General features: G+C 72.0%; 19 protein-coding genes. 13 read left to right on the top strand and 6 right to left on the bottom strand.

Annotation, left to right across the window (positions count from 1 at the left end):
* Positions 1-149 precede the first annotated feature (149 nt).
* Positions 150-1,343: a threonine aldolase family protein gene (locus ABT034_RS20005; protein ID WP_351216917.1), complete on the bottom strand. Its 1,194-nt coding sequence runs from the start codon at positions 1,341-1,343 to the stop codon at positions 150-152.
* Between the two features lie 125 nt (positions 1,344-1,468).
* Between ABT034_RS20005 and ABT034_RS20010 the strand changes: the two genes are divergently transcribed.
* From ABT034_RS20010 to ABT034_RS20055, 10 genes are all read left to right on the top strand, one after another.
* Positions 1,469-2,512, top strand: coding sequence for a Rossmann-like and DUF2520 domain-containing protein (locus tag ABT034_RS20010; RefSeq protein ID WP_351216919.1), 1,044 nt, complete (start codon positions 1,469-1,471; stop codon positions 2,510-2,512).
* The gene (gene panC / locus ABT034_RS20015; protein WP_351216921.1) at positions 2,509-3,579 is read left to right on the top strand and encodes a pantoate--beta-alanine ligase; all 1,071 of its coding nucleotides are present in this window, start codon (positions 2,509-2,511) and stop codon (positions 3,577-3,579) included. Before ABT034_RS20010 ends, panC begins: the two co-directional genes overlap by 4 nt.
* Positions 3,576-5,273 (top strand): L-aspartate oxidase, encoded by a 1,698-nt coding sequence (locus tag ABT034_RS20020; protein ID WP_351216923.1) that lies wholly within the window; start codon positions 3,576-3,578, stop codon positions 5,271-5,273. The genes panC and ABT034_RS20020 overlap by 4 nt, the downstream gene beginning before the upstream one ends.
* A complete protein-coding gene (gene nadC, locus ABT034_RS20025; RefSeq protein WP_351216925.1) occupies positions 5,270-6,292 on the top strand; it encodes a carboxylating nicotinate-nucleotide diphosphorylase in 1,023 nt (340 codons plus the stop codon). The genes ABT034_RS20020 and nadC overlap by 4 nt, the downstream gene beginning before the upstream one ends.
* On the top strand, positions 6,292-7,098 hold the full coding sequence (locus ABT034_RS20030) for a type III pantothenate kinase (protein ID WP_351216927.1): 807 nt from the start codon (positions 6,292-6,294) through the stop codon (positions 7,096-7,098). Before nadC ends, ABT034_RS20030 begins: the two co-directional genes overlap by 1 nt.
* Positions 7,099-7,228: 130 nt before the next feature.
* Positions 7,229-7,804 (top strand): hypothetical protein, encoded by a 576-nt coding sequence (locus ABT034_RS20035; protein WP_351217003.1) that lies wholly within the window; start codon positions 7,229-7,231, stop codon positions 7,802-7,804.
* A 14-nt stretch (positions 7,805-7,818) separates the two neighbouring features.
* Positions 7,819-7,998 carry a hypothetical protein gene (locus tag ABT034_RS20040; protein WP_351216929.1) on the top strand — a complete coding sequence of 60 codons (180 nt, stop codon included), beginning with the start codon at positions 7,819-7,821 and terminating at the stop codon, positions 7,996-7,998.
* 109 nt (positions 7,999-8,107) lie between these two features.
* Positions 8,108-8,527 carry a BlaI/MecI/CopY family transcriptional regulator gene (locus tag ABT034_RS20045; protein WP_351216931.1) on the top strand — a complete coding sequence of 140 codons (420 nt, stop codon included), beginning with the start codon at positions 8,108-8,110 and terminating at the stop codon, positions 8,525-8,527.
* A gap of 9 nt (positions 8,528-8,536) precedes the next feature.
* Positions 8,537-9,082 (top strand): amino-acid N-acetyltransferase, encoded by a 546-nt coding sequence (locus ABT034_RS20050; RefSeq protein ID WP_351216933.1) that lies wholly within the window; start codon positions 8,537-8,539, stop codon positions 9,080-9,082.
* Between the two features lie 132 nt (positions 9,083-9,214).
* Complete coding sequence (locus ABT034_RS20055; RefSeq protein ID WP_351216935.1) at positions 9,215-9,550, top strand: histone-like nucleoid-structuring protein Lsr2; 336 nt, start codon at positions 9,215-9,217, stop codon at positions 9,548-9,550.
* Here ABT034_RS20055 and ABT034_RS20060 read toward each other — a convergent pair.
* Positions 9,529-10,119, bottom strand: a complete 591-nt coding sequence (locus ABT034_RS20060; RefSeq protein WP_351216937.1) for an SCO3374 family protein — start codon at positions 10,117-10,119, stop codon at positions 9,529-9,531. The genes ABT034_RS20055 and ABT034_RS20060 overlap by 22 nt on opposite strands.
* 462 nt (positions 10,120-10,581) lie before the next feature.
* On the opposite strand from ABT034_RS20060, the gene ABT034_RS20065 reads away from it, so the two are divergent.
* Entirely contained in the window at positions 10,582-13,110 is a 2,529-nt protein-coding gene (locus ABT034_RS20065) for an ATP-dependent Clp protease ATP-binding subunit (RefSeq protein WP_351216939.1), read from the top strand.
* A 131-nt stretch (positions 13,111-13,241) separates the two neighbouring features.
* Here the strand turns inward: ABT034_RS20065 and ABT034_RS20070 are convergent, their stop codons facing one another.
* A complete protein-coding gene (locus tag ABT034_RS20070) occupies positions 13,242-16,253 on the bottom strand; it encodes an NACHT domain-containing protein (protein ID WP_351216941.1) in 3,012 nt (1,003 codons plus the stop codon).
* Positions 16,254-16,728: 475 nt separating this feature from the next.
* Here ABT034_RS20070 and ABT034_RS20075 point away from each other — a divergent pair, with 475 nt between their 5' ends.
* A complete protein-coding gene (locus ABT034_RS20075; protein ID WP_351216943.1) occupies positions 16,729-17,466 on the top strand; it encodes a M23 family metallopeptidase in 738 nt (245 codons plus the stop codon).
* 28 nt (positions 17,467-17,494) lie between these two features.
* On the opposite strand, the gene ABT034_RS20080 is transcribed toward ABT034_RS20075, so the two are convergent.
* Entirely contained in the window at positions 17,495-18,052 is a 558-nt protein-coding gene (locus ABT034_RS20080) for a TetR/AcrR family transcriptional regulator (protein ID WP_351216945.1), read from the bottom strand.
* 101 nt (positions 18,053-18,153) lie between these two features.
* On the opposite strand from ABT034_RS20080, the gene ABT034_RS20085 reads away from it, so the two are divergent.
* Positions 18,154-19,734, top strand: coding sequence for an MDR family MFS transporter (locus ABT034_RS20085; protein WP_351216947.1), 1,581 nt, complete (start codon positions 18,154-18,156; stop codon positions 19,732-19,734).
* Between the two features lie 98 nt (positions 19,735-19,832).
* Here ABT034_RS20085 and cseC read toward each other — a convergent pair whose 3' ends face one another.
* Both cseC and cseB read right to left on the bottom strand, forming a co-directional pair.
* Entirely contained in the window at positions 19,833-21,272 is a 1,440-nt protein-coding gene (gene cseC, locus ABT034_RS20090) for a two-component system sensor histidine kinase CseC (protein WP_502972995.1), read from the bottom strand.
* Positions 21,161-21,859, bottom strand: a complete 699-nt coding sequence (gene cseB / locus ABT034_RS20095; RefSeq protein WP_351216950.1) for a two-component system response regulator CseB — start codon at positions 21,857-21,859, stop codon at positions 21,161-21,163. The genes cseC and cseB overlap by 112 nt, the downstream gene beginning before the upstream one ends.
* Positions 21,860-21,871: the final 12 nt, after the last annotated feature.

The raw sequence follows: 21,871 nt of genomic DNA on the forward strand, positions 1-21,871 counted from the left end.
CCCGGCGCGAGGACGCCCGGATACCCCGCGCCGCCGTCCGGCGCGAGGACGCCCGGACACCCCGCGCCGCCGTCCAGCGCGTGGACGCCCGGACACCCGGCGCCGCCGTCCGGCGCGAGGACGCCCGGACACCCGGCGCCCTCGCGCCCCTACGTGAGTCGCGACAGGAAGTCCCGTACCGCCGCCCTCACGTCCTCCGCCGTCCACTCCAGGCCCGCTCCCCCCACCGTCAGCTCCGTCACCGCGACCCCCGGCGGGCCGCCCGCGCCCGGCGCGGACCAGCGGCGGAACAGGACCGTGCCGGTGGCCTCGGTCTGGGCGAGGGACGCCGCCGTCAGGGTCTCGGGGTCGTACGGGAGCCAGACCTGGAACTGGTGGGTGTGCGGGACCTCGGGGTGGACCCGGAACCAGCCCGTTCCCGCCTCCGCGAACGCTTCCCGGACCGCGTCGGCCACCACGCGCGCGTGGGCCACGTACGAGGGCAGCCGGGGCAGCTCGACGTCCAGCCCCCGGAGCGCGGACAGCGCCGCCGGGTACTGCTGGAAGACCAGCCCCCCGTACCGGTGCCGCCAGACCCGGGCCTCCGCCATGACGTCCTCGGGTCCGGCGAGCGCGGCGCCGGACAGACCGCCGAGGGACTTGTAGAACGACACGTAGACGCTGTCGGCGAGCCCCGCGATCTCCGCGAGCGGACGGCCGAAATGCGTCGGGCACTCCCAGAGCCGCGCCCCGTCGAAGTGGACCACCGCGTCCCGTTCCCCGGCCGCGTCCACCACCTCGGTCAGCTCGTCCCAGGTCGGCAGCACGAAGCCGGCGTCGCGCAGCGGCAGCTCCAGCATCAGCGTCCCGAAGGGCTCCGGGTGGTCCCGTACCTCCTCGGCCGTCGGCAGCCGGGGCGCGTCGGTGAGGTGGACCGTACGGAGCCCGGATACGGCCCCGAGCGCGCCGCCCTCGTGGACCTCGGGGTGGGCGAGCGGGTGGAGGGCGACGACGGGGCTGTCGGTGCGTCCCGCCCAGCAGCGCAGGGCCACCTGCTGGGCCATCGTGCCGGTGGGGAAGAAGACGGCGGCGGGGTGGCCGAGCAGCTCAGCGACGCGCCGCTCCAGTGTCTCGACCGGCCCGTCCCCGTACACGTCGAGCGGCCCGTCGCCGTGGGCGGACGCCTCCGTCCACTCGGCGAGCTCACGCAGGCGCGTGCCGACCGTTCCGTCCACCTGGGTGCGCCACAGCGTGCGCTCGGCGCCGCCCCAGACCTTCGCCCGGTGAAGCCGGGCGGCTTCCTCGTCCACAGGACTCACAGGACCCACAGGACTCACGTGACTCGCCGGGCTCGCAGGTTTCATGGGCCGATCATCACACCACCGCCCACAGCCTGTGGACAGCCACGGGGCAGCGCGAACCGCTGGCGTAGCATGACCAGAAATCGTCCGGTACCCGCCGAGGACTGGAACGGAAGGCCGTCCCCACCGTGAACGCACCAGCAGCGCCAGAGTCCCGAGCCGAGGACCGACCCGCCCGGCTCACCGTCGGAGTCGTCGGCGCCGGCCGCGTCGGCCCCGCCCTGGCCGCCGCGCTCCAGCTCGCCGGGCACCGTCCCGTCGCCGTCTCCGCCGTCTCCGACGCCTCCCGGCGGCGCGCCGCGGCCCTCCTGCCCGAGGTCCCGGTCGTCGAGCCCGCGCGCGTGCTCGCCCTCGCCGACCTGGTCCTGCTCACCGTGCCGGACGACGCCCTGCCGGGTCTCGTCGAGGGCCTCGCCGAGACCGGAGCCGTACGGCCGGGGCAGCTCATCGTGCACACCTCCGGGCGGTACGGGGTACGGGTCCTCGACCCCGCCCGCCGGGCCGGCGCCCTCCCGCTCGCCCTGCACCCCGCGATGACCTTCACCGGCACCCCGGTCGACGTCCAGCGGCTCGCCGGCTGCTCCTTCGGCGTGACCGCCCCCGAGCAGCTGCGGCTCGCCGCGGAGGCCCTGGTGATCGAGATGGGCGGCGAGCCCGAGTGGATCGCGGAGGAGGCCCGCCCGCTGTACCACGCGGCCCTGGCCCTCGGCGCGAACCACCTGGTCACCCTGGTGGCCCAGTCGATGGAGCTGCTCGGCAAGGCCGGGGTCTCCGCGCCCGACCGGATGCTGGGACCGCTCCTGGGCGCCGCCCTGGACAACGCCCTGCGGTCCGGCGACTCGGCCCTCACCGGCCCCGTGGCGCGCGGAGACGCCGGCACGGTCGCCGCGCACGTCGCCGAGCTCCGCAAGCACGCGCCCGGCACCGTCGCCGGCTATCTGGCGATGGCCCGCACGACCGCCGACCGGGCGCTCGCGCACGGCCTGCTCAAGCCCGAGCTGGCCGAGGACCTGCTCGGCGTCCTCGCCGAGACCACGCCGAGCACCACCCGACCCGCCGGCGGGTCGTACACCACAGGACCCGCCGAGGGGCCGCCCACCGACGGTCCGCACACGGACGGTCCGCCCACCGAAGGGCCGCACACCGACGGGCCGCGAGGAGACGACCGATGAGCCTGTCCGCCCGCGACCGCGCCGCCACCGGGCGGCCCGTCCGCCACCAGCCGGCCGAACTCGTGCGTACGGCCGAGGACCTCGGGTACGCCGCCGCCCACTTCGCCGCCCCCGGCTCCACCGCCGTCGTCATGACCATGGGCGCCCTCCACGAGGGCCACGCGACCCTGATCCGGACCGCACGCGCACGCGTGGGGGCGAAGGGCTTCGTCGTCGTCACCGTCTTCGTCAACCCGCTCCAGTTCGGCGCGGGCGAGGACCTCGACCGCTACCCGCGCACCCTCGACGCCGACCTGGAGCTGGCCCTCGACGCGGGCGCGAGCGTCGTCTTCGCGCCCTCCGTCGACGAGGTCTACCCGGGCGGCGAGCCCCAGGTCCGGATCACCGCGGGCCCCATGGGCGAGCTCCTCGAAGGCGCCTCGCGGCCCGGCCACTTCGACGGGATGCTGACCGTCGTCGCCAAGCTCCTCCATCTCACCGGCCCCGACCTGGCCTTCTTCGGCCAGAAGGACGCCCAGCAGCTGGCCCTGATCCGCCGCATGGCCCGCGACCTGAACTTCCCGGTCGAGATCGTCGGCGTGGAGACCGTCCGCGAGACCGACGGCCTCGCCCTCTCCAGCCGCAACCGCTACCTGTCCGCCGACGAGCGCCGTACCGCCCTCGCCCTGTCCCGCGCGCTGTTCGCCGCCGGCGACCGGCTCGCCGCCCAGGAGGCGCTCCGCGCGCGTGCCACCTCCCTGCCGGGCGCCCAGGGCCGGTCCGAGAACCGCGCGGAGGCGCTGTCGCGGCTCGGCGAGGCCCGGGCCGCCGCCGACGCCCACGCGGTCGCGCAGGCGGTCGAGGGCGGTCGCGCCGGGGCCGTACGGGCCGCGGCCCGCTCCGTCCTCGACGACGCGACGAGAGCGGACCCGCCGCTCACCCTCGACTACCTGGCCCTCGTCGACCCGGCCGACTTCACCGAGGTCGCCGACGACCACGACGGGGAGGCGATCCTCGCCGTCGCCGCGCGCGTGGGGAGCACGCGGCTCATCGACAACATCCCCCTCACCTTCGGAGCCACCAAGTGACCGGAATACGGCTGCACGCGCCCGCGCCGGGCTGGGCCATCGACGCCGACGTCGTCGTGGTCGGCTCCGGCGTCGCGGGCCTGACCGCCGCCCTGCGCTGCACCGCCGCCGGGCTCCGTACGGTCGTCGTCACCAAGGCACGCCTCGACGACGGCTCCACCCGCTGGGCCCAGGGCGGCATCGCCGCCGCGCTCGGCGAGGGCGACACCCCCGAGCAGCACCTCGACGACACCCTCGTCGCCGGCGCCGGGCTCTGCGACGAGCGGGCCGTGCACGCCCTCGTCACCGAGGGCCCCGACGCCGTCCGCCGCCTCATCGAGACCGGCGCCGACTTCGACAAGACCGCCGACGGCGAGATCGCGCTGACCCGCGAGGGCGGCCACCACCGGCGCCGGATCGCCCACGCGGGCGGGGACGCCACCGGCGCCGAGATCTCCAGGGCCCTGGTCGAGGCGATACGCGACCGGGGCGTGCGCACCATCGAGCACGCCCTCGTCCTCGACCTCCTGACGGACGCCGAAGGCCGTACGGCGGGCGTGACCCTGCACGTCATGGGCGAGGGGCAGCACGACGGCGTCGGCGCCGTCCACGCGCCCGCGGTGGTCCTCGCCACCGGCGGCATGGGCCAGGTCTACTCCGCCACCACCAACCCGGCCGTCTCCACCGGCGACGGCGTCGCCCTCGCCCTGCGCGCCGGGGCGGAGGTCTCCGATCTGGAGTTCGTCCAGTTCCACCCCACGGTGCTCTTCCTCGGCGCCGGCTCCGAGGGCCAGCAGCCGCTGGTCTCCGAGGCGGTACGGGGCGAGGGCGCCCACCTGGTCGACGCGGACGGCGTCCGCTTCATGACCGGGCAGCACGAGCTGGCCGAGCTGGCGCCCCGGGACATCGTCGCCAAGGCGATCATGCGCCGGATGCAGGAGCACGGCACCGAGCACATGTACCTCGACGCCCGCCACTTCGGCGCCGAGATGTGGGAGCAGCGCTTCCCCACGATCCTCGCCGCCTGCCGCGCCCACGGCATCGACCCGGTGACGGAGCCCGTCCCGGTCGCCCCCGCCGCCCACTACGCCTCCGGCGGCATCCGCACGGACCTCCGCGGCCGTACCACCGTCCCCGGCCTGTACGCGTGCGGAGAGGTCGCCTGCACGGGCGTCCACGGCGCCAACCGGCTGGCCTCGAACTCCCTCCTGGAGGGCCTGGTCTTCGCCGAGCGGATCGCCGAGGACATCACGGGCGCCGCCCCGCGCGTGCCGGGCGCCCCGGTGCCGCACCCGGCTCCGGTGACCCTGCCGCTGCCCGTGGCGGGCGCCAGGACCCGTATCCAGCGGATCATGACGGCCGGCGCGGGCGTGCTGCGCTCCGAGGCCAGCCTGCGGGAGGCCGCCGAGGCCCTCGACGCCCTGCACAGCGACGCCCTCGCGGGCGGCACCGACGACACCAAGGCCGGCGAGCCGGGCGTGGACTCCTGGGAGACCACCAACCTGCTGTGCGTCGGCCGGGTCCTGGTCGCCGCCGCCCGCCGCCGCGAGGAGACCCGCGGCTGCCACTGGCGCGAGGACCACCCGGACCGCGACGACACGGACTGGCGCCGCCATCTCGTCGTACGCCTCACGCCCGAGCGCACCCTCGACGTCCGGACGACCGGCACGCATGACTTTCCCCCCACCGCCGATGCCCCCAGGGAGCCGAAGTGACCACGCCCGAGGAAGCCCGTCCCGAGCCCGTGGACGTCCCTCTGATCCAGATCAGCGCCGCCCCGGCGGCCGAGGAGGCCGGCGGCTGCGGTGACGGCTGCGCCTGCGGCGGCGCGGAGGAGTTCGAGTGCGGTCTCGACCCCGCGCTCGCCGAGCTCCTCGCCGACGCCGGTCTCGACCCCGTCCAGGTCGAGGACATCGCCCACCTCGCGATCGCCGAGGACCTCGACGGCGGCGTCGACGTGACGACCGTGGCGACCGTCCCCGAGGACGCCGTCGCCACCGCCGACTTCACCGCCCGCGAGGCGGGTGTCGTCGCAGGTCTGCGGGTCGCGGAGGCCGTGCTCTCCATCGTGTGCGCGGACGAGTTCGAGGTCGAGCGGCACGTCGAGGACGGCGACCGGGTCGAGGCCGGGGACGTGCTCCTGAGCGTCACCGCCCGCACCCGCGACCTGCTCACCGGCGAGCGCAGCGCGCTCAACCTCCTGTGCCGCCTCTCCGGCATCGCCACCGCCACGCGCGCGTGGGCGGACGCCCTGGAGGGCACGAAGGCCGCGGTCCGCGACACCCGGAAGACGACGCCGGGGCTGCGCGCCCTGGAGAAGTACGCGGTCCGCTGCGGCGGCGGCGTCAACCACCGCATGTCGCTCTCCGACGCGGCCCTCGTGAAGGACAACCACGTAGTGGCGGCCGGCGGCGTGGCCGAGGCCTTCAAGGCCGTGCGCGAGCTGTTCCCCGAACTGGCGATCGAGGTCGAGGTCGACACCATGGACCAGGTCCGCGAGGTCCTGGAGGCGGGGGCCGACCTGATCCTGCTCGACAACTTCACCCCCGCCGAGACCGCGGAGGCCGTCGCCCTCGTCGCGGGCCGCGCGGTCCTGGAGTCCTCGGGCCGGCTGACCCTGGAGAACGCGGCGGCGTACGCGGCGACCGGCGTGGACTACCTGGCGGTCGGCGGACTCACCCACTCCTCCCCGATCCTCGACATCGGCCTGGACCTGCGCGAGGTGCGGGCCTGATGCTGCTCACCATCGACGTCGGCAACACGCACACGGTCCTCGGTCTCTTCGACGGTGACGAGATCGTCGAGCACTGGCGGATCTCCACCGATCCGAGCCGCACCGCCGACGAGATGGCGGTCCTGCTCCAGGGCCTCATGGGCATGCACCCGCTGCTCGGCGTCGAGCTGAGCGACGGCATCGAGGGGATCGCCATCTGCGCGACGGTCCCCTCGGTGCTGCACGAGCTGCGCGAGGTCACGCGGCGGTACTACGGGGACGTTCCGGCGGTCCTGGTGGAGCCGGGCGTCAAGACGGGCGTCCCGGTCCTCACGGACAACCCCAAGGAGGTCGGCGCGGACCGCGTGATCAACGCGGTCGCCGCCGTCGAGCTCTACGGCGGCCCGGCGATCGTCGTCGACTTCGGTACGGCGACGACGTACGACGCGATCACCCTGCGCGGCGAGTACGCGGGCGGGGCCATCGCGCCGGGCATCGAGATCTCGGTCGAGGCGCTCGGGGTCAAGGGGGCCATGCTCCGCAAGATCGAGCTGGCCCGGCCGCGCAGCGTGATCGGCAAGAACACGGTCGAGGCGATGCAGTCCGGCATCGTCTACGGCTACGCGGGCCAGGTCGACGGCGTGGTCGCCCGGATGAAGCGCGAGCTCGTCGGCCCGAACGGCGACCCGTCGGACGTGACGGTGATCGCGACCGGCGGTCTGGCGCCGATGGTCCTCGCCGACTCCAAGGAGATCGACGAGCACGAGCCCTGGCTGACCCTGATCGGCCTGCGCCTGGTCTACGAGCGGAACGTCTCCCGCATGTGAGGCGGGCCCCGGGCGCCACGCGCCACCGCCGTCCGCGCCCGTCGACGCGCCGCAATGATCGCTAAGAGAAAATTGTCCGATTAGCGCGTATCGTCGCCCCATGCCCACGCCATACGGATCCCGCGGCGGCATGGCGTTCAGCGCGGACGAGCTGCGTGTGCTCCGCCGTGCTCTCGCCGTCGCCCTCCACCCCGCCCCCCTCCAGGACGAGGACGTCCAGGACGCGCTGCGCCTGGCCGAATCCGTGGACGAAGCCGTACGCGAGGCCGGCCGGCTCCGCGCGTTCCTCCTCGACGACCTGGTCCGCTACCGCGAGGCTCTGCCCGGGTCCCTCAGCGGCTATCTGGAGCTGCTCCAGGACGCGGTCGCCGCCGGGTACGACCCGGCGGCCGACGACCTCGCCGCCCTCCGCGCCCTGCGCCGCAACCCCGCCGCCGCGACGCTGCTCGCCCGCTGCCAGATCCTCGCCGAGCGCTCCGTACGCGCGCGCCTGGCCCGGGTCTCCCAGGCCACCGCCACCCCCGTTGCCACCGCCCCCCGGTTCCGGCGGCTGCTCGCCCTGCCCGGCGGGCGCGCGGCGGGCGACGAGCCCAAGCCGAAGCCGCCCGCGCCGGCCGAGCGCCCGGTCCCCAAGCCGTCCGAGGTGTTCCCGCCGCGCCGGAGGCCCGTACCCCCGCCCCCGCCCGAGGAACGGGCCGCGGGCTAGCTACCCTGGTCGCCATGGACTACGTATCCGCGCTCCTGCCCCCCGTCGTGATGGCCGCCTTCTTCATCGGCCTCGTCGTCACGATCGTCAAGAGCCAGGGCGGCACGAACAAGGCCAAGGAGGACGCCGTCGTCGACGCCGCCCTCGCCCGCGCCGAGGCCACGCGCCAGGCGGACGGCACCGCCACCTCCTGAGGTCCACTGCTCCCGGACGTACGACCCCCTCGCGGTCGTACGTCCTTTTTGTTGCGTTTCTTTCCGTCAATGACTGCCCCGTGGACGGTTTGCGTTCTAAAGTGACGTTGTGCCCCGTCCTTTGGGAGACCTCGAAGACGCCGTCATGACGCGCGTCTGGCAATGGAACCGTCCGGTGACCGTCCGGGAAGTCCTGGAGGACCTCCAGCAGGAACGGTCCATCGCCTACACCACCGTCATGACCGTCATGGACAATCTCCATCAGAAGGGCTGGGTCCGCAGAGAAGTCGAGGGCCGGGCCTATCGATATACGGCGGTCTCCACCCGTGCCGCATACGCGGCCGCGCTGATGAACGAGGCATGGGCCCGGAGCGACAACCCCGCCGCGGCGCTCATCGCCTTCTTCGGCATGATGTCGCAGGACCAGCGCGCGGCCCTGAACGACGCCATCCGTATCGTCCAGGGCGATACCCCGCTCACGGCCCCGCCCGAGGAGGGCGCCGAGGAAACCGGGCCCCAGGAGCGATAGCGTCCCCCCATGTCGCCGTCTGCTTCCCCGGCCGCCTCCGCCGCCTCCGCCAAAGCCGTCACCGTACGCAGGGCCCGCACCGGAGATGTCGCGGCCGTCCGCCGTCTCGTCGATCCGTTCGTGCGCCGCGGCATCCTGCTCGACAAGGCGACCGTCACCCTTTACGAGGCCATCCAGGAGTTCTGGGTGGCGGAACGCGACGAGGACGCCACCGTCGTCGCCTGCGGCGCCCTCCACGTGATGTGGGAAGACCTCGCGGAAGTCCGTACTCTCGCCGTCGATCCCGAGTTCAAGGGAGCCGGCGTCGGACATCAGGTGCTGGACAAGTTGTTGCACACGGCCCGATGGCTCGGTGTGCGGCGGGTATTCTGCCTGACCTTCGAAGTGGACTTCTTCGCGAAGCACGGCTTCGTCGAGATCGGCGAGACACCGGTCGACGGAGATGTCTACAGTGAGCTCCTCCGTTCCTATGACGAGGGAGTCGCCGAGTTCCTCGGTCTCGAACGAGTGAAGCCGAACACCTTGGGCAACAGCCGGATGCTTCTGCACCTGTGAGCCGGAACCCTATGTCCGAATCGCGCACGTTTCCCGCGTTGCCGGGGATCTGAACCTCTGCCAGGGGTTTGTGTTTTTCCGGGAAAAGCGGTTTCCTTTCCGCGTACTGCATTTTCGATGAAAGGAAATCCGGTGGCACAGAAGGTTCAGGTCCTTCTTGTCGACGACCTCGACGGCGTCGAGGCCGACGAGACCGTGACGTTCGCGTTGGACGGCAAGACCTACGAGATCGACCTCACCACCGCCAACGCGGAAAAGCTCCGCGGCCTGCTCGAGCCGTACACCAAGAGCGGTCGTCGCACCGGTGGCCGCACCACCGGCGGACGCGGCAAGGGCCGTGCCGTGGCGACGGGCAGCCCGGACACCGCGAAGATCCGCGCGTGGGCCAAGGACAACGGCTACAACGTGAACGACCGCGGCCGCGTGCCCGCCGACATCAAGGCGGCCTACGAGGACGCGAACCGCTGAGGCGAGAGCTGCTGAGGCGCCGGCCCCAGGGTCCGGGCACTCAGCAGCCGCACCCGATGGCACTCCGCGGCAGCGGCGGCCACGAGACGCGCCAGGCAGGGGGCGCCCGCATCGCCCCACGGCGCGGACCGCAGCGCCGGCAGCGAGGACTCGATCTCGCGGCCCGGTGCCGGGGCCCGCAGCCACACGGCGCCGCCCGGCGTGCCGGATCCGCCCCGCCCCGGGGGAAGGGGCGCGGTCATCCGGCCGTCGGCGCCCAGGGCCGCGAGATCGAGCGCGATCCCGCCCCACTCCAGCCAGTCGAGCAGGCCCGGTAGCTCCTCCGCGCTCCCCGCGGCCACGAGCAGCCGCATCCGGCTCCCCAGCAGGGCCACCGGCCCCGTGGCGGGGCCCAGCCGGCGCAGCACACCACGGCCGGCCGGCGCGGGCAGGTCGAGGACGTCGAAGCGCAGCCCCGTGACCAGCTGCACCGGGGGACCGGCCACCGTCGCCCAGCCGAGCTCGTGCTCGTACCACCACGCCGGACCACCGTCGAGCGGCGTGCGGGGAAGCGGGACGGTGAAGGCCATGCCCGGGGAACTCCCACGGGGGCGCGTTGGTTACGCCCGGCGGTGACCCACCGTCTCCCTCCGGACGCGCAAAGTGTCCGGGATGGGGCGTACGAGTGCGTTCGGGAGCGCAAGGGTGTTCGCTGGTAGCGGAGGGAACCGGGGTGCGCCGCATGGAGTGTCCGTGCTTACGGGTAAGACATTCCTAGTGGAGAGGGGCGAGTCGCGGGCTTCGGCGTCTCACGTTCGCCATCGGCGTACTGAAGGCGTGGCTAACTACTTGGCCTGCGGGAACATCGTCTCGCACCATCGGGTTGGAGCATTTGTCGGCTGTTCGGCAGCAGGTCTCCCCGCTGAAGAGGGGGTGATCCGGACGGATGTCGGCAGTTGGAATGAGCGGTCCCCGCTTGCGGGACTAAGCTGCGGAAGGACAGGGAGGGGATCGACCCCTAACTGACTGACCGCTCTGAGGAGCGATTAACGATGTTCGAGAGGTTCACCGACCGCGCGCGGCGGGTTGTCGTCCTGGCTCAGGAAGAAGCCCGGATGCTCAACCACAACTACATCGGCACCGAGCACATCCTTCTGGGCCTTATCCATGAGGGTGAGGGTGTCGCCGCTAAGGCCCTGGAGAGCCTCGGGATTTCGCTCGAGGCGGTCCGCCAGCAGGTGGAGGAGATCATCGGGCAGGGGCAGCAGGCCCCGTCCGGGCACATCCCCTTCACCCCTCGCGCCAAGAAGGTCCTGGAGCTCTCGCTCCGTGAGGCCCTCCAGCTCGGCCACAACTACATCGGCACCGAGCACATCCTGCTCGGCCTGATCCGCGAGGGCGAGGGCGTCGCCGCCCAGGTCCTCGTGAAGCTGGGCGCCGACCTCAACCGGGTGCGGCAGCAGGTCATCCAGCTGCTCTCCGGCTACCAGGGCAAGGAAGCCGCCACCGCCGGCGGTCCTGCCGAGGGCACCCCCTCGACGTCCCTGGTCCTCGACCAGTTCGGCCGCAACCTCACCCAGGCGGCCCGCGAGTCCAAGCTCGACCCGGTCATCGGGCGCGAGAAGGAGATCGAGCGGGTCATGCAGGTGCTGTCCCGCCGCACCAAGAACAACCCGGTGCTGATCGGCGAGCCCGGCGTCGGCAAGACCGCCGTCGTCGAGGGCCTGGCGCAGGCCATCGTCAAGGGCGAGGTGCCCGAGACCCTCAAGGACAAGCACCTCTACACCCTGGACCTCGGCGCGCTGGTCGCCGGCTCCCGCTACCGCGGTGACTTCGAGGAGCGCCTGAAGAAGGTCCTCAAGGAGATCCGCACCCGCGGCGACATCATCCTGTTCATCGACGAGCTCCACACCCTCGTGGGTGCGGGCGCCGCCGAGGGCGCGATCGACGCCGCCAGCATCCTCAAGCCGATGCTGGCCCGCGGTGAGCTCCAGACCATCGGTGCCACCACGCTCGACGAGTACCGCAAGTACCTGGAGAAGGACGCGGCCCTCGAGCGCCGCTTCCAGCCCATCCAGGTCGCCGAGCCGTCGCTGCCGCACACGATCGAGATCCTCAAGGGTCTCCGCGACCGGTACGAGGCCCACCACCGGGTCTCCATCACCGACGAGGCGCTCGTCCAGGCCGCGACCCTGGCCGACCGGTACATCTCGGACCGCTTCCTCCCGGACAAGGCGATCGACCTGATCGACGAGGCCGGCTCCCGGATGCGCATCCGCCGGATGACCGCGCCGCCGGACCTCCGCGAGTTCGACGAGAAGATCGCCGGCGTCCGCCGCGACAAGGAGTCCGCGATCGACTCGCAGGACTTCGAGAAGGCCGCCTCGCTCCGTGACAAGGAGAAGCAGCTCCTCGCCGCGAAGGCCAAGCGCGAGAAGGAGTGGAAGGCCGGCGACATGGACGTCGTCGCCGAGGTCGACGGCGATCTGATCGCCGAGGTCCTCGCGACCGCCACCGGCATCCCGGTCTTCAAGCTGACCGAGGAGGAGTCCAGCCGCCTGCTCCGCATGGAGGACGAACTCCACAAGCGGGTCATCGGGCAGAAGGACGCCGTCATCGGCCTCTCGCGGGCCATCCGCCGTACGCGTGCCGGTCTGAAGGACCCGAAGCGCCCCGGTGGCTCGTTCATCTTCGCCGGTCCGTCCGGTGTCGGTAAGACCGAGCTTTCCAAGGCGCTCGCCGAATTCCTCTTCGGCGACGAGGACGCGATGATCTCCCTCGACATGTCGGAGTTCAGCGAGAAGCACACGGTTTCCCGTCTCTTCGGTTCGCCGCCCGGATACGTCGGCTACGAAGAGGGCGGCCAGCTCACCGAGAAGGTGCGCCGCAAGCCGTTCTCCGTCGTCCTCTTCGACGAGGTCGAGAAGGCCCACCCCGATATCTTCAATTCCCTTCTCCAGATCCTGGAGGACGGTCGCCTGACCGACTCCCAGGGCCGGGTCGTGGACTTCAAGAACACGGTCATCATCATGACGACCAACCTCGGGACCAGGGACATCTCGAAGGGCTTCAACCTGGGCTTCGCGGCCCAGGGCGACACGAAGTCCAACTACGAGCGGATGAAGGCGAAGGTCAGCGACGAGCTGAAGCAGCACTTCCGCCCGGAGTTCCTCAACCGTGTGGACGACGTCATCGTCTTCCCGCAGCTGACCCAGGACGACATCCTCCAGATCGTCGACCTGATGATCGGCCGTGTCGACGAGCGCCTCAAGGACCGGGACATGGGCCTCGAGCTCTCCCAGTCCGCGAAGGAGCTGCTCGCCAAGAAGGGTTACGACCCGGTGCTCGGCGCCCGTCCGCTCCGCCGGACGATCCAGCGCGAGATCGAGGACACGCTGTCGGAGAAGATCCTCTTCGGCGACCTGCGCCCCGGTCACATCGTGGTCGTGGACACGGAGGGCGAGGGCGAGGAGCGTGCCTTCACCTTCCGCGGCGAGGAGAAGACGGCCCTGCCGGACGCCCCGCCGATCGAGGCGACGGGCGGCACGGGCGCCGGCCCGAACCTGTCGAAGGACGCGTGACGCCGCGCTGAGCGAGTAGCGCGGTGAGGGGCGGCCCCGGAACCTGATCGGTTCCGGGGCCGCCCCTTTTCGGTCCGTCGGACCGACCACTTTCCGTCCGCCGGGCCGACCACGCGACGGCGCCGGCCGGCTCAGATGCGGATTTCCACCGTGGGGGCGAGCTTCTCGGCGCCGAGGAACCGGCCGCCGTGGCCCACGACGGAGCCGAGGGCCGTCAGGGACGCCAGCGGCGTGAGGTCGTACGTGTGCCGTTCGAGGACGCCGAGGAGCCTCAGCTGGACCAGGGCGGGGAAGGTCCGGGCGATGACGTCCAGGGAGGTGGCCTCGGCGTCGCAGTGCAGGTACAGCATCTCCGTCCGCGGCAGCCGCAGTGTCTCCGGCATGTCGGCCACGGTCCTCGCGTGCACCTCGAGGATCGAGAGCCCCTCCAGAGCGGCCAGCGCGTCCCAGGCCTCCTCGGGCGCCGCCGCGTTGCCGTGGATCTCCAGCGCGCGGAGGCCGGTCAGCGGGCGGAGGAAGCCGAGCCCCCCTACGGGGTAGCCGATCACCGTAAGGGTCTCCAGCGCGTTCCCCGCGGGGAGGGGGTCCACGAACCGGGCGAGGGGCCCGGGGATCCGCAGGCTCCGCGCCCCGCCGATCACCTCGCGCAGCAGGTCCATCCCGTCGGCGGTGAGGCCAGGCCGCAGGTCCAGGCCCTGGGGGCGCAGACCGAGGCGCACGATCTCCGCGGCCTGCTGGTCGGAGACGACGGTGAAGTCGAGGAGGCGCGTGTCGAGCCGGGAGATGATCTGCTCCGCGTAGGCGGCCGTCGGGAACCGGGACCATCCCCACATCAGCTGGGAGCGGACCGCCAGGTACGGATGCTCGGTGAACCGGGTGAGGTAGGGCAGCGCGGCGTCCTGTGGGATGTGGGTCGCCGTGATCACCACGTCCAGGGCCGCTTCGTCGTCCAGGCCCTCCGGTCCCGGCAGCAGGTCCAGGACGGCCCGCCCGACCGACGCCAGCTCCCGCGCCTCCTCCGACCCGCGCGGCGGGATCACCTCCGCCGTCCGCGCCAGGATCCGTTCCCGGACCTGCGGCGCCACCTCCGTCGCGTGGTCGAGGGCCGTCGCCGCCACCACCAGCACACGGAGCTGGGTACGGCGGTCCGGGGCCGCGTCCGCCGCATCGAGGAGCTCCCCGAGGATCTCGGCGCACTCGCGCGGGCGCGCGTGCCCGACGGCCATGCGGATGACGTCCTCCCACTGGTCGTCCGCCGCGTGCCGGACGAGGACCCCGATGTCCCACCGGTCCACGAGGGCCTTCGCCGCCAGGTAGTCCTGGAAGGTGCGGTGGACGAAGTCGACCGTGTCCACGGTCGGCTCCCGCAGCAGGCCACTGCGGTGCAGCAGGTGCGTGAAGACCGCGCCGGGGTCGTAGCCCGCCGCCTCCGTGATCGCCGGGACGGCCTCCCGTACGACCGACTCCGCGCGCTCACGGTCCATCGTCGTCCGGCCGTTGAGCGTCAGCCAGTAGGCGAGGCGCTGGATCAGCTGGATCTGGGGTGCGTCGCCGAGATCGATGCCGTACGGGGTCCCCATGTCCCGTTCCCGGTCCCGGCGCGAGAGCAGCATCGACAGCGCCGCGTCGTACAGCGCCTTGCGGCCGCGCGGCAGGAAGCCGCGCCTGCCGTGGTGCAGGGCGCAGATCAGACCGCACATCAGCGGGTTGGTGGCGAGCTGGGCGACGTCCGGCGTCGTGCGGAGGGCGTCGAGGAGCGGCTGTTCGTACGGGGCCGCCTCCGGACCGGCGGCCCGGTGCCAACGGCGGACGAAGGTGGCGACCTCGGTGGAGGACATCGGGGCCAGGGTCAGTTCGGCGAAACCGTCCGGTGCGAGCCAGTCGTCGCGTACGGCGGTGGGGCGGGAGGTCACGAGCCAGCGGTTGCCGTCGTAGGAGTCGAGCAGATCGCGGAGCCAGCGGCGCGCACGGTCGCGCTCGGCCTCGGGGATCTCGTCGATGCCGTCGACGAGGACCAGGCCGCGCCCGGCGGCGAGGACGCGGTCGGCCCAGCCGTCGGGCGGGGAGAGCGGGCAGCCGACGGCGGAGAGGAAGCGGTCGGGGGCGGGGAGCCGCTCGCCGTGGCGGGTGAGGGAGCGGAGGGGGAGGACGAAGGGGATCCGGTCGCGGAGGTACGCCATGTCACCCGTGCGGTCCTCGTGCGCGATGTGGCCCGTGTGGTCCGCGTGTGCGCTGTGGCCCGTGTGGTCCTCGGGCGCGGCGGCGGAGACCGCGAGCCACTGGACGAGGGTCGTCTTGCCGGAGCCGGCCGTGCCGCGCAGGAGCACCTTGTCGTGCCGGGCGAGGATCCGGTCGGCGTGGCCTTCGAGCAGGTCGCTCCGGTGGTCGGCGCCCTCTCCGGTACCCGGTGCCGTGCGGGCGAGCCACGGGGCGCCCGTCGCCTTCAGCGACAGGTAGGCCGCGTCGAGCGGCCACTTCTCGGGCGCGTCCCGGAGGTCCACCCCGTAGATCGTCAGGCGGCCGTGCTTCTTGGCGAGGTGGGCCAGGTAGCGCCGCTCGAACTCGGCGTCCCGTGTGTCCACCCGCGGTGTCCGGCGGATGATCTCGTCGATCTTCGCGATGAGTTCGGTCTGGCCGCGGGTCTGCTCGACCAGGCTGCGGGCGATGAAGGTGGAGCGCTGGGTGAAGAACTCCAGGATGTGGAGGCAGGCCCACTCGGTCATCGACTCCAGGTAGAGCACGGAGTCCGCAGAGAGGCCGTCGGGTGCCGGCGCCGCCGCGCGCAGCCGCCGGGCGAGGTCGCGGTGGCCGAGGCGTACGGCCTGGACGTCGTCCATGTCGAGGTCGCCGAGGGCGAGGAGCGTGGCCGCGAGGGTGGCGGTGACGGCCTCGGTCTCGTCGGCGGGGAACGGCGTCTCTCCCTGGCCGCCGAGGGAGCGTTCGACCAGCGTCCCGGCGAGCTTGCGGACGTCCTTCTCCGTCAGCGTCCGCTTCTCGCCGCGGAAGGAGACGAGGGAGGAGAGCCGGATCTTGGGCGCCGTTCCCGTGAGCCCCGCCCCTGGGGCGTCGCTGACCAGCAGTTTCTTCAGGATGGGGCCGATCGCCGCCGAGGCGAGGCGCGTGCCGATGAGTGCCGGTTCCATGTGTGTCCCCCCGTGGGTCCCGAAGCGGTCAGCGTAGTGCGGGACGGCCTTCGGAGTGGCTCGGTCGCGTGACCCAGGTCCCATCCGGGGCCGGTGCCTGGTGACAAGGCGCACAGGCGTTTCGAGCGGTACTAGCCGGAATAGTGGCGACCTTTGGTGTCGATTCGGGACGTTCAGGAGTGAACCGTCGGGACTTTGGTCCCGGAGGCCTCGAACCGGACGCCAGACGGCGTTTTCGGCGGTTCCGGACAGGGGTGACATGCGGATAAACCGCTTCTCTTGTGTCGGTATGTCCGATTTCGAAGGTGGGTCGCGAGGTCGTCAAGGGCTGAACTTCCGGGGAGATCGCTACGACGCCATGTCGTAGATGGGGTGTTTTGGGATGGATGGGGACCCGGGTTACCAAGGATGAGCAAGCCAGCCCGGCGCAGCACCGATCGCGTCGGGCCCCGTACTTCCCGGAGGTTTCCCCCGTATGTCGAAGCGCATGAACCCCGCCGCCCGTGTCACCGTCGTCGCTCTTGCCGCCGCCGGCCTGGGAGCGACGATGGTGACCGGAGCAGGGTCCGCCTTCGCCGCCGAGGGCAACGCAGCCGCCCCGGTCGCCGTCACCGCGTCCGCCGCCGTCGCCGCCCAGGCCGACGCCCAGGCGCACGTCGCCGCCGAGGTCAAGGCCGCCGCCGCGAAGGCCGTGGCCGCCAAGCAGGCCGCCGCCGCCAAGCAGATCGCCGCCGCCAAGAAGGCCGCGGTCGTCGAGAAGGCCGCCACGAAGGCCGTCGCCGCCAAGAAGGCCCCGTCCTGGGTCAAGCCGGTCACCTCGTACACCCTGACCGCCAGCTACAACCAGGGCGGCGCCATGTGGGCCAGCAAGCACTCCGGCCAGGACTTCGCCGTCCCGGTCGGCACCCCGGTCAAGGCCGCGGGCGCGGGCACCGTCGTGAAGGCCGGCCCGAACGGCGGCGGTGACGGCCCCGCGTACGGCAACGCGATCGTCGTCAAGCACGCCAACGGCACGTACTCGCAGTACGCCCACCTGTCGAAGATCAAGGCGCACGTCGGCCAGAAGGTCGCCGCCGGTCAGCAGATCGCCCTCTCGGGCAACACCGGCAACTCCTCCGGCCCGCACCTGCACTTCGAGATCCGTACGACCCCGAACTACGGCTCCGCCGTGAACCCGGCCGCCTTCCTGCGGACCCACGGCGTCTCCATCTGAGCCGTGAGCTGAGCCGTACGAACGGACTTCATGAGGCCCCGTGGGCCTGATTGAGCAGATCGAGGGCGACCTCGAGGGTGGCCCTGTGCTTCTCCTCGGGGTCGCCCTCGATGTTCTGCGTGAAGAACGTGCCCGCGTGCAGCGTGAAGATCGCGCTGACGCAGCGGACCTTGTCCACCATCGTGAAGTCCGGCTCCTGGATCAGGCCGGTCAGCGTGATCATGCGTTCCTTGAAGGTGAGGCCGACGCTGAGCTCGCGGACCGTGGCCTGGTTCTCCTGCATGAAGCGGAAGAGCGGGGCCGCCGCGCGCAGTGACACCTGGTAGCGGCGCAGCACCTCCTGCCGGGTCTCCAGGGTGCGGGGCTGCTCCTGCGCCCAGGCGATCAGCTCGTCCATGGGCCGGGTCAGGTCCTCGAAGATCCCGATGAGGATGTCTTCCTTGGTCTTGAAGTGGTAGTAGAGCGCCGCCTTGGTGACGTCGAGGCGTTCCGCGATCTCGCGCAGGGAGGTCTTCTCGTAGCCCTGCTCGGCGAAGAGGTCGAGGGCCACGTCCTGGATGCGCTGGCGGGTGTTGCCTCGGGCCATGGCTGCTCTCCACTTTCCAGAAAACTTACTTGACGCCCGGCTAGTTACCGGCCTACCGTCCTCAGTGTAGTAACTAGCCGGGCGGCAAGTAAGGGACCGAGATGACGACGCAAGCCACAGCGAAGCCAGCGCAGGGGGAGTCGGAGCAGCAGCCACGCAGTGTCCGCGTCGTCCTCCTCGCCCTGATGATCGCGATGCTCCTCGCGATGCTGGACAACATGATCATCGGCACCGCGATGCCGACGATCGTCGGCGAACTCGGCGGCCTGGAGCACCTCTCCTGGGTCGTCACCGCCTACACCCTGGCCACCGCCGCCTCCACCCCCCTCTGGGGCAAGGTCGGCGACATGTTCGGCCGCAAGGGCGTCTTCCTCGTCTCCATCGTGATCTTCCTGATCGGCTCGGCGCTCAGCGGCATGGCCCAGGACATGGGCCAGCTCATCGGCTTCCGTACCGTCCAGGGCCTCGGCGCCGGCGGTCTCATGGTCGGCGTGATGGCGATCATCGGCGACCTGATCCCGCCCCGCGAGCGCGGCAAGTACCAGGGCATGATGGCCGGCGTGATGGCCCTCGCCATGATCGGCGGGCCCCTCGTCGGCGGCACCATCACCGACCACTGGGGCTGGCGCTGGTCGTTCTACATCAACCTGCCGCTCGGCGCCGTCGCCCTCGCCATGGTCACCACCGTCCTGCACCTGCCGAAGAAGCAGCGGGCCAAGGGCACCCGGATCGACTTCCTCGGCGCCGCGCTCCTGACAATCGGCATCACCGCCATCGTCCTGGTCACCACCTGGGGCGGTACGGAGTACGCCTGGGGTTCCGCGACGATCATCGGCCTCGCGGTCGGCGGCGCCGCCGCACTCGCCGCCTTCCTCCGGGTGGAGACCCGCGCGAGCGACCCGATCATGCCGCTGCACATCTTCCGCAGCCGCAACTTCACCATGATGTCCCTGATCGGCTTCATCGCGGGCTTCGTGATGTTCGGCGCGGTCCTCTACCTGCCGATCTTCCAGCAGTCCGTCCAGGGCGCCTCCGCGACCAACTCCGGTCTGCTGCTCCTGCCGATGCTGCTCGCGATGATGTTCGTCTCGCTGCTCGTCGGCCGGTTCACCACCAGCACCGGCAAGTACAAGATCTTCCCGATCGTGGGCGGCGCCCTCATGACGGCCGGTCTCCTCCTGCTCGCCACGATGGACACCGGCACCTCGCGGCTGACCTCCGGCATCTACATGGCGCTCCTCGGCGCCGGCATGGGCTTCCTCATGCAGATCACCATGCTGGTCGCCCAGAACAGCGTCGAGATGAAGGACATGGGCGTCGCCTCGTCCTCCACCACCCTCTTCCGGACGCTCGGCTCCTCCTTCGGCGTCGCGATCATGGGCGCGCTCTTCACGAGCCGCGTCCAGGACGAGATGGCGGCGCGCGGCGGGTCCGGGCTGACCGACCGGACCGCCCAGCTCGACGCGGCGAGCCTGGCCAAGCTGCCGGAGGCGCTCCGCGAGGCCTACCAGCACGCCGTGGTCTCGGGTACGCACGGCGCCTTCCTGGTCGCCGCCGGGGTCTCCGTCCTCGGCTTCGTCCTCGCCTTCTTCGTCAAGGAGGTGCTGCTCCGCGGCGCCGGCCCCGCGGCGGCCCCGAAGAAGCCGGGCGACGCCGACGCGAAGGTCGCCGAGACGGTGTGACCCCGCGCTGAAGCGGTACGGAGGTGGGGCCGGTCCCGGAACAGGGGCCGGCCCCATCGGCGTAACCCTGGATGGGGGTTGGGCCCCGGACGTAACCCTCAGTCCGGCGGCAGCCGCAGCATCGGGAAGCTGCCCGTGTTCGTCGGCGCGTGGTCCGGCAGCCACAGCACCGCGATGGCGCCGCCCACCCCGTTCGGCGCCCCCTCGGAGGCGACGTTCCGGAAGGTCAGCCGGGCGCCGAGGACCCGGGCCTGGCCCGCCGCGATCGTGAGGCCCAGGCCGTGCCCCTGGCCGGCGCGGTCGCTCGAACCCGTACGGAACCGGCTCGGGCCCTCCTTGAGCAGGGCCTCGGGGAAGCCGGGCCCGTGGTCGCGGACGCGGACGACCCGCCCCTCGACCGTGACCTCCACCGGCGGCCTGCCGTGCTTGGCGGCGTTCGCGAGGAGGTTGCCCAGGACGCGTTCCAGGCGCCGCGGGTCGGTGTTCACCCACGACTCGTGGACGACCCGGACGACGACCTCCGGGTCGAGGGCCCGTACCCGCCGCTCCACGAACTCGCCGAGCGCGATCTCCTGGAGCTCCGCCCGCTCGGACGCGCTGTCCAGCCGCGCCACCTCCAGAACGTCCTCGACCAGCGTCCGCATCGCCTGCGCCCGGTCCCGTACGAGCTCCGTCGGCCGCCCCGGCGGCAGCAGCTCGGCCGCCGTGAGCAGTCCCGTCACCGGGGTGCGCAGCTCGTGCGCGATGTCCGCGGTGACCCGCCGCTCGGCCTCGATCCGCTCGTTGAGGGCGTCGGTCAGGGCGTCGACCGCCCACGCCAGGTCGTCGGTCTCGTCCCGGACGACCCCGCCGACGGCCTCCCTGACCCGTACGTCGGTGTTCCCCTGCGCGACCCGGCCGGCCGCGACGGCGGCCTTCCGCAGCCGCCGCGAGAGCTGGCCGCCGATGAGCACACCGAGCGCGCAGCCGCCGAAGACCACCGAGACCGAGCCGATGACGAGGGCACGGTCCAGATCGTTCATGATCGTCGCGCTGCGGTCGGCGAAGGGGATGTGCAGCGAGAGCACGTCGCCGTTGGCGAGCGGCACCGCCGCCCACACGTCGGGCGGCCCGCCGTGCCGGTGCTCCTGCACGAACGTGCCGCGCCGCTTGTCCCGCATCAGCTGGTCGAGCTGGGCCGGCAGCGAAGGGTCGTTGATCTTCGTGCCGAAGCGCGGTTCCTTCGGCTTCGACGTCTCGTACAGCCGCTGCGCGAAGAGCAGCCGCTCCATCTGCACCTCGCGCGCGTTGTCGAGCATCGAGATACGGGCGGCGTTGTGCACGACGACGCTCAGGGTGACCGCGATCAGCGCGCCGACCGCCGCGATGGCGACGGCGATCTTCCAGCGGACGCCGGTACGGAGGGGGAGCAGCTTCACACCGGGCCCTAGCTCTTGAGCTTGTAGCCGAAGCCGCGGACCGTCTCGATCCTGTCCTGGCCGATCTTGGCGCGCAGCCGCTGCACATGGACGTCCACGACCCGGGTGTCGCCGCCCCAGCCGTAGTCCCAGACCCGTTCCAGGAGCTTGTCCCGGGACAGCACGGTGCCGGGGGCGGACGAGAACTCCAGCAGCAGCCGCATCTCGGTCGGGGTCAGGGCGACCGGCGCCCCGCCCTTGCGGACCTCCATGCCCTCGGTGTCGACCTCCAGGTCGCCGAAGACGAGGAGGCCCCCGCCGCCCGGCGCCTCGTCGCCGCGGTCACCGGCGCCGCCCGCGTGGCCGAAGCGGCGCAGCACGGCGCGGATACGGGCCATCAGCACGGAGCCGTCGAAGGGCTTGGTGACGTAGTCGTCGGCCCCCGCCTCGAGACCGAGGACGACGTCGATCGAGTCGGCACGCGCCGACAGCATGATCACCGGGACGGTCGACTCGTCACGGATGCGCCGGCAGAGGCTGACCCCGTCCATGCCCGGCAGCATCACGTCGAGCAGGGCGATGTCCGGCCGCTGCGCCCGGAAGGCGTCCAGGCCGGAGAGCCCGTCGGGCACGGCGGTGACACGGAAGCCGTCCCGCTCGAGGGCGAGCTGGGTGGCCTCACGGATGACGTCGTCGTCCTCGACGAACAGGACATGGGTCTCGGCCATCGTGCGTGCCCT

Origin of the sequence: Streptomyces sp. NPDC002773 (genome assembly GCF_040295605.1) — a bacterium.
Classification (GTDB): domain Bacteria; phylum Actinomycetota; class Actinomycetes; order Streptomycetales; family Streptomycetaceae; genus Streptomyces.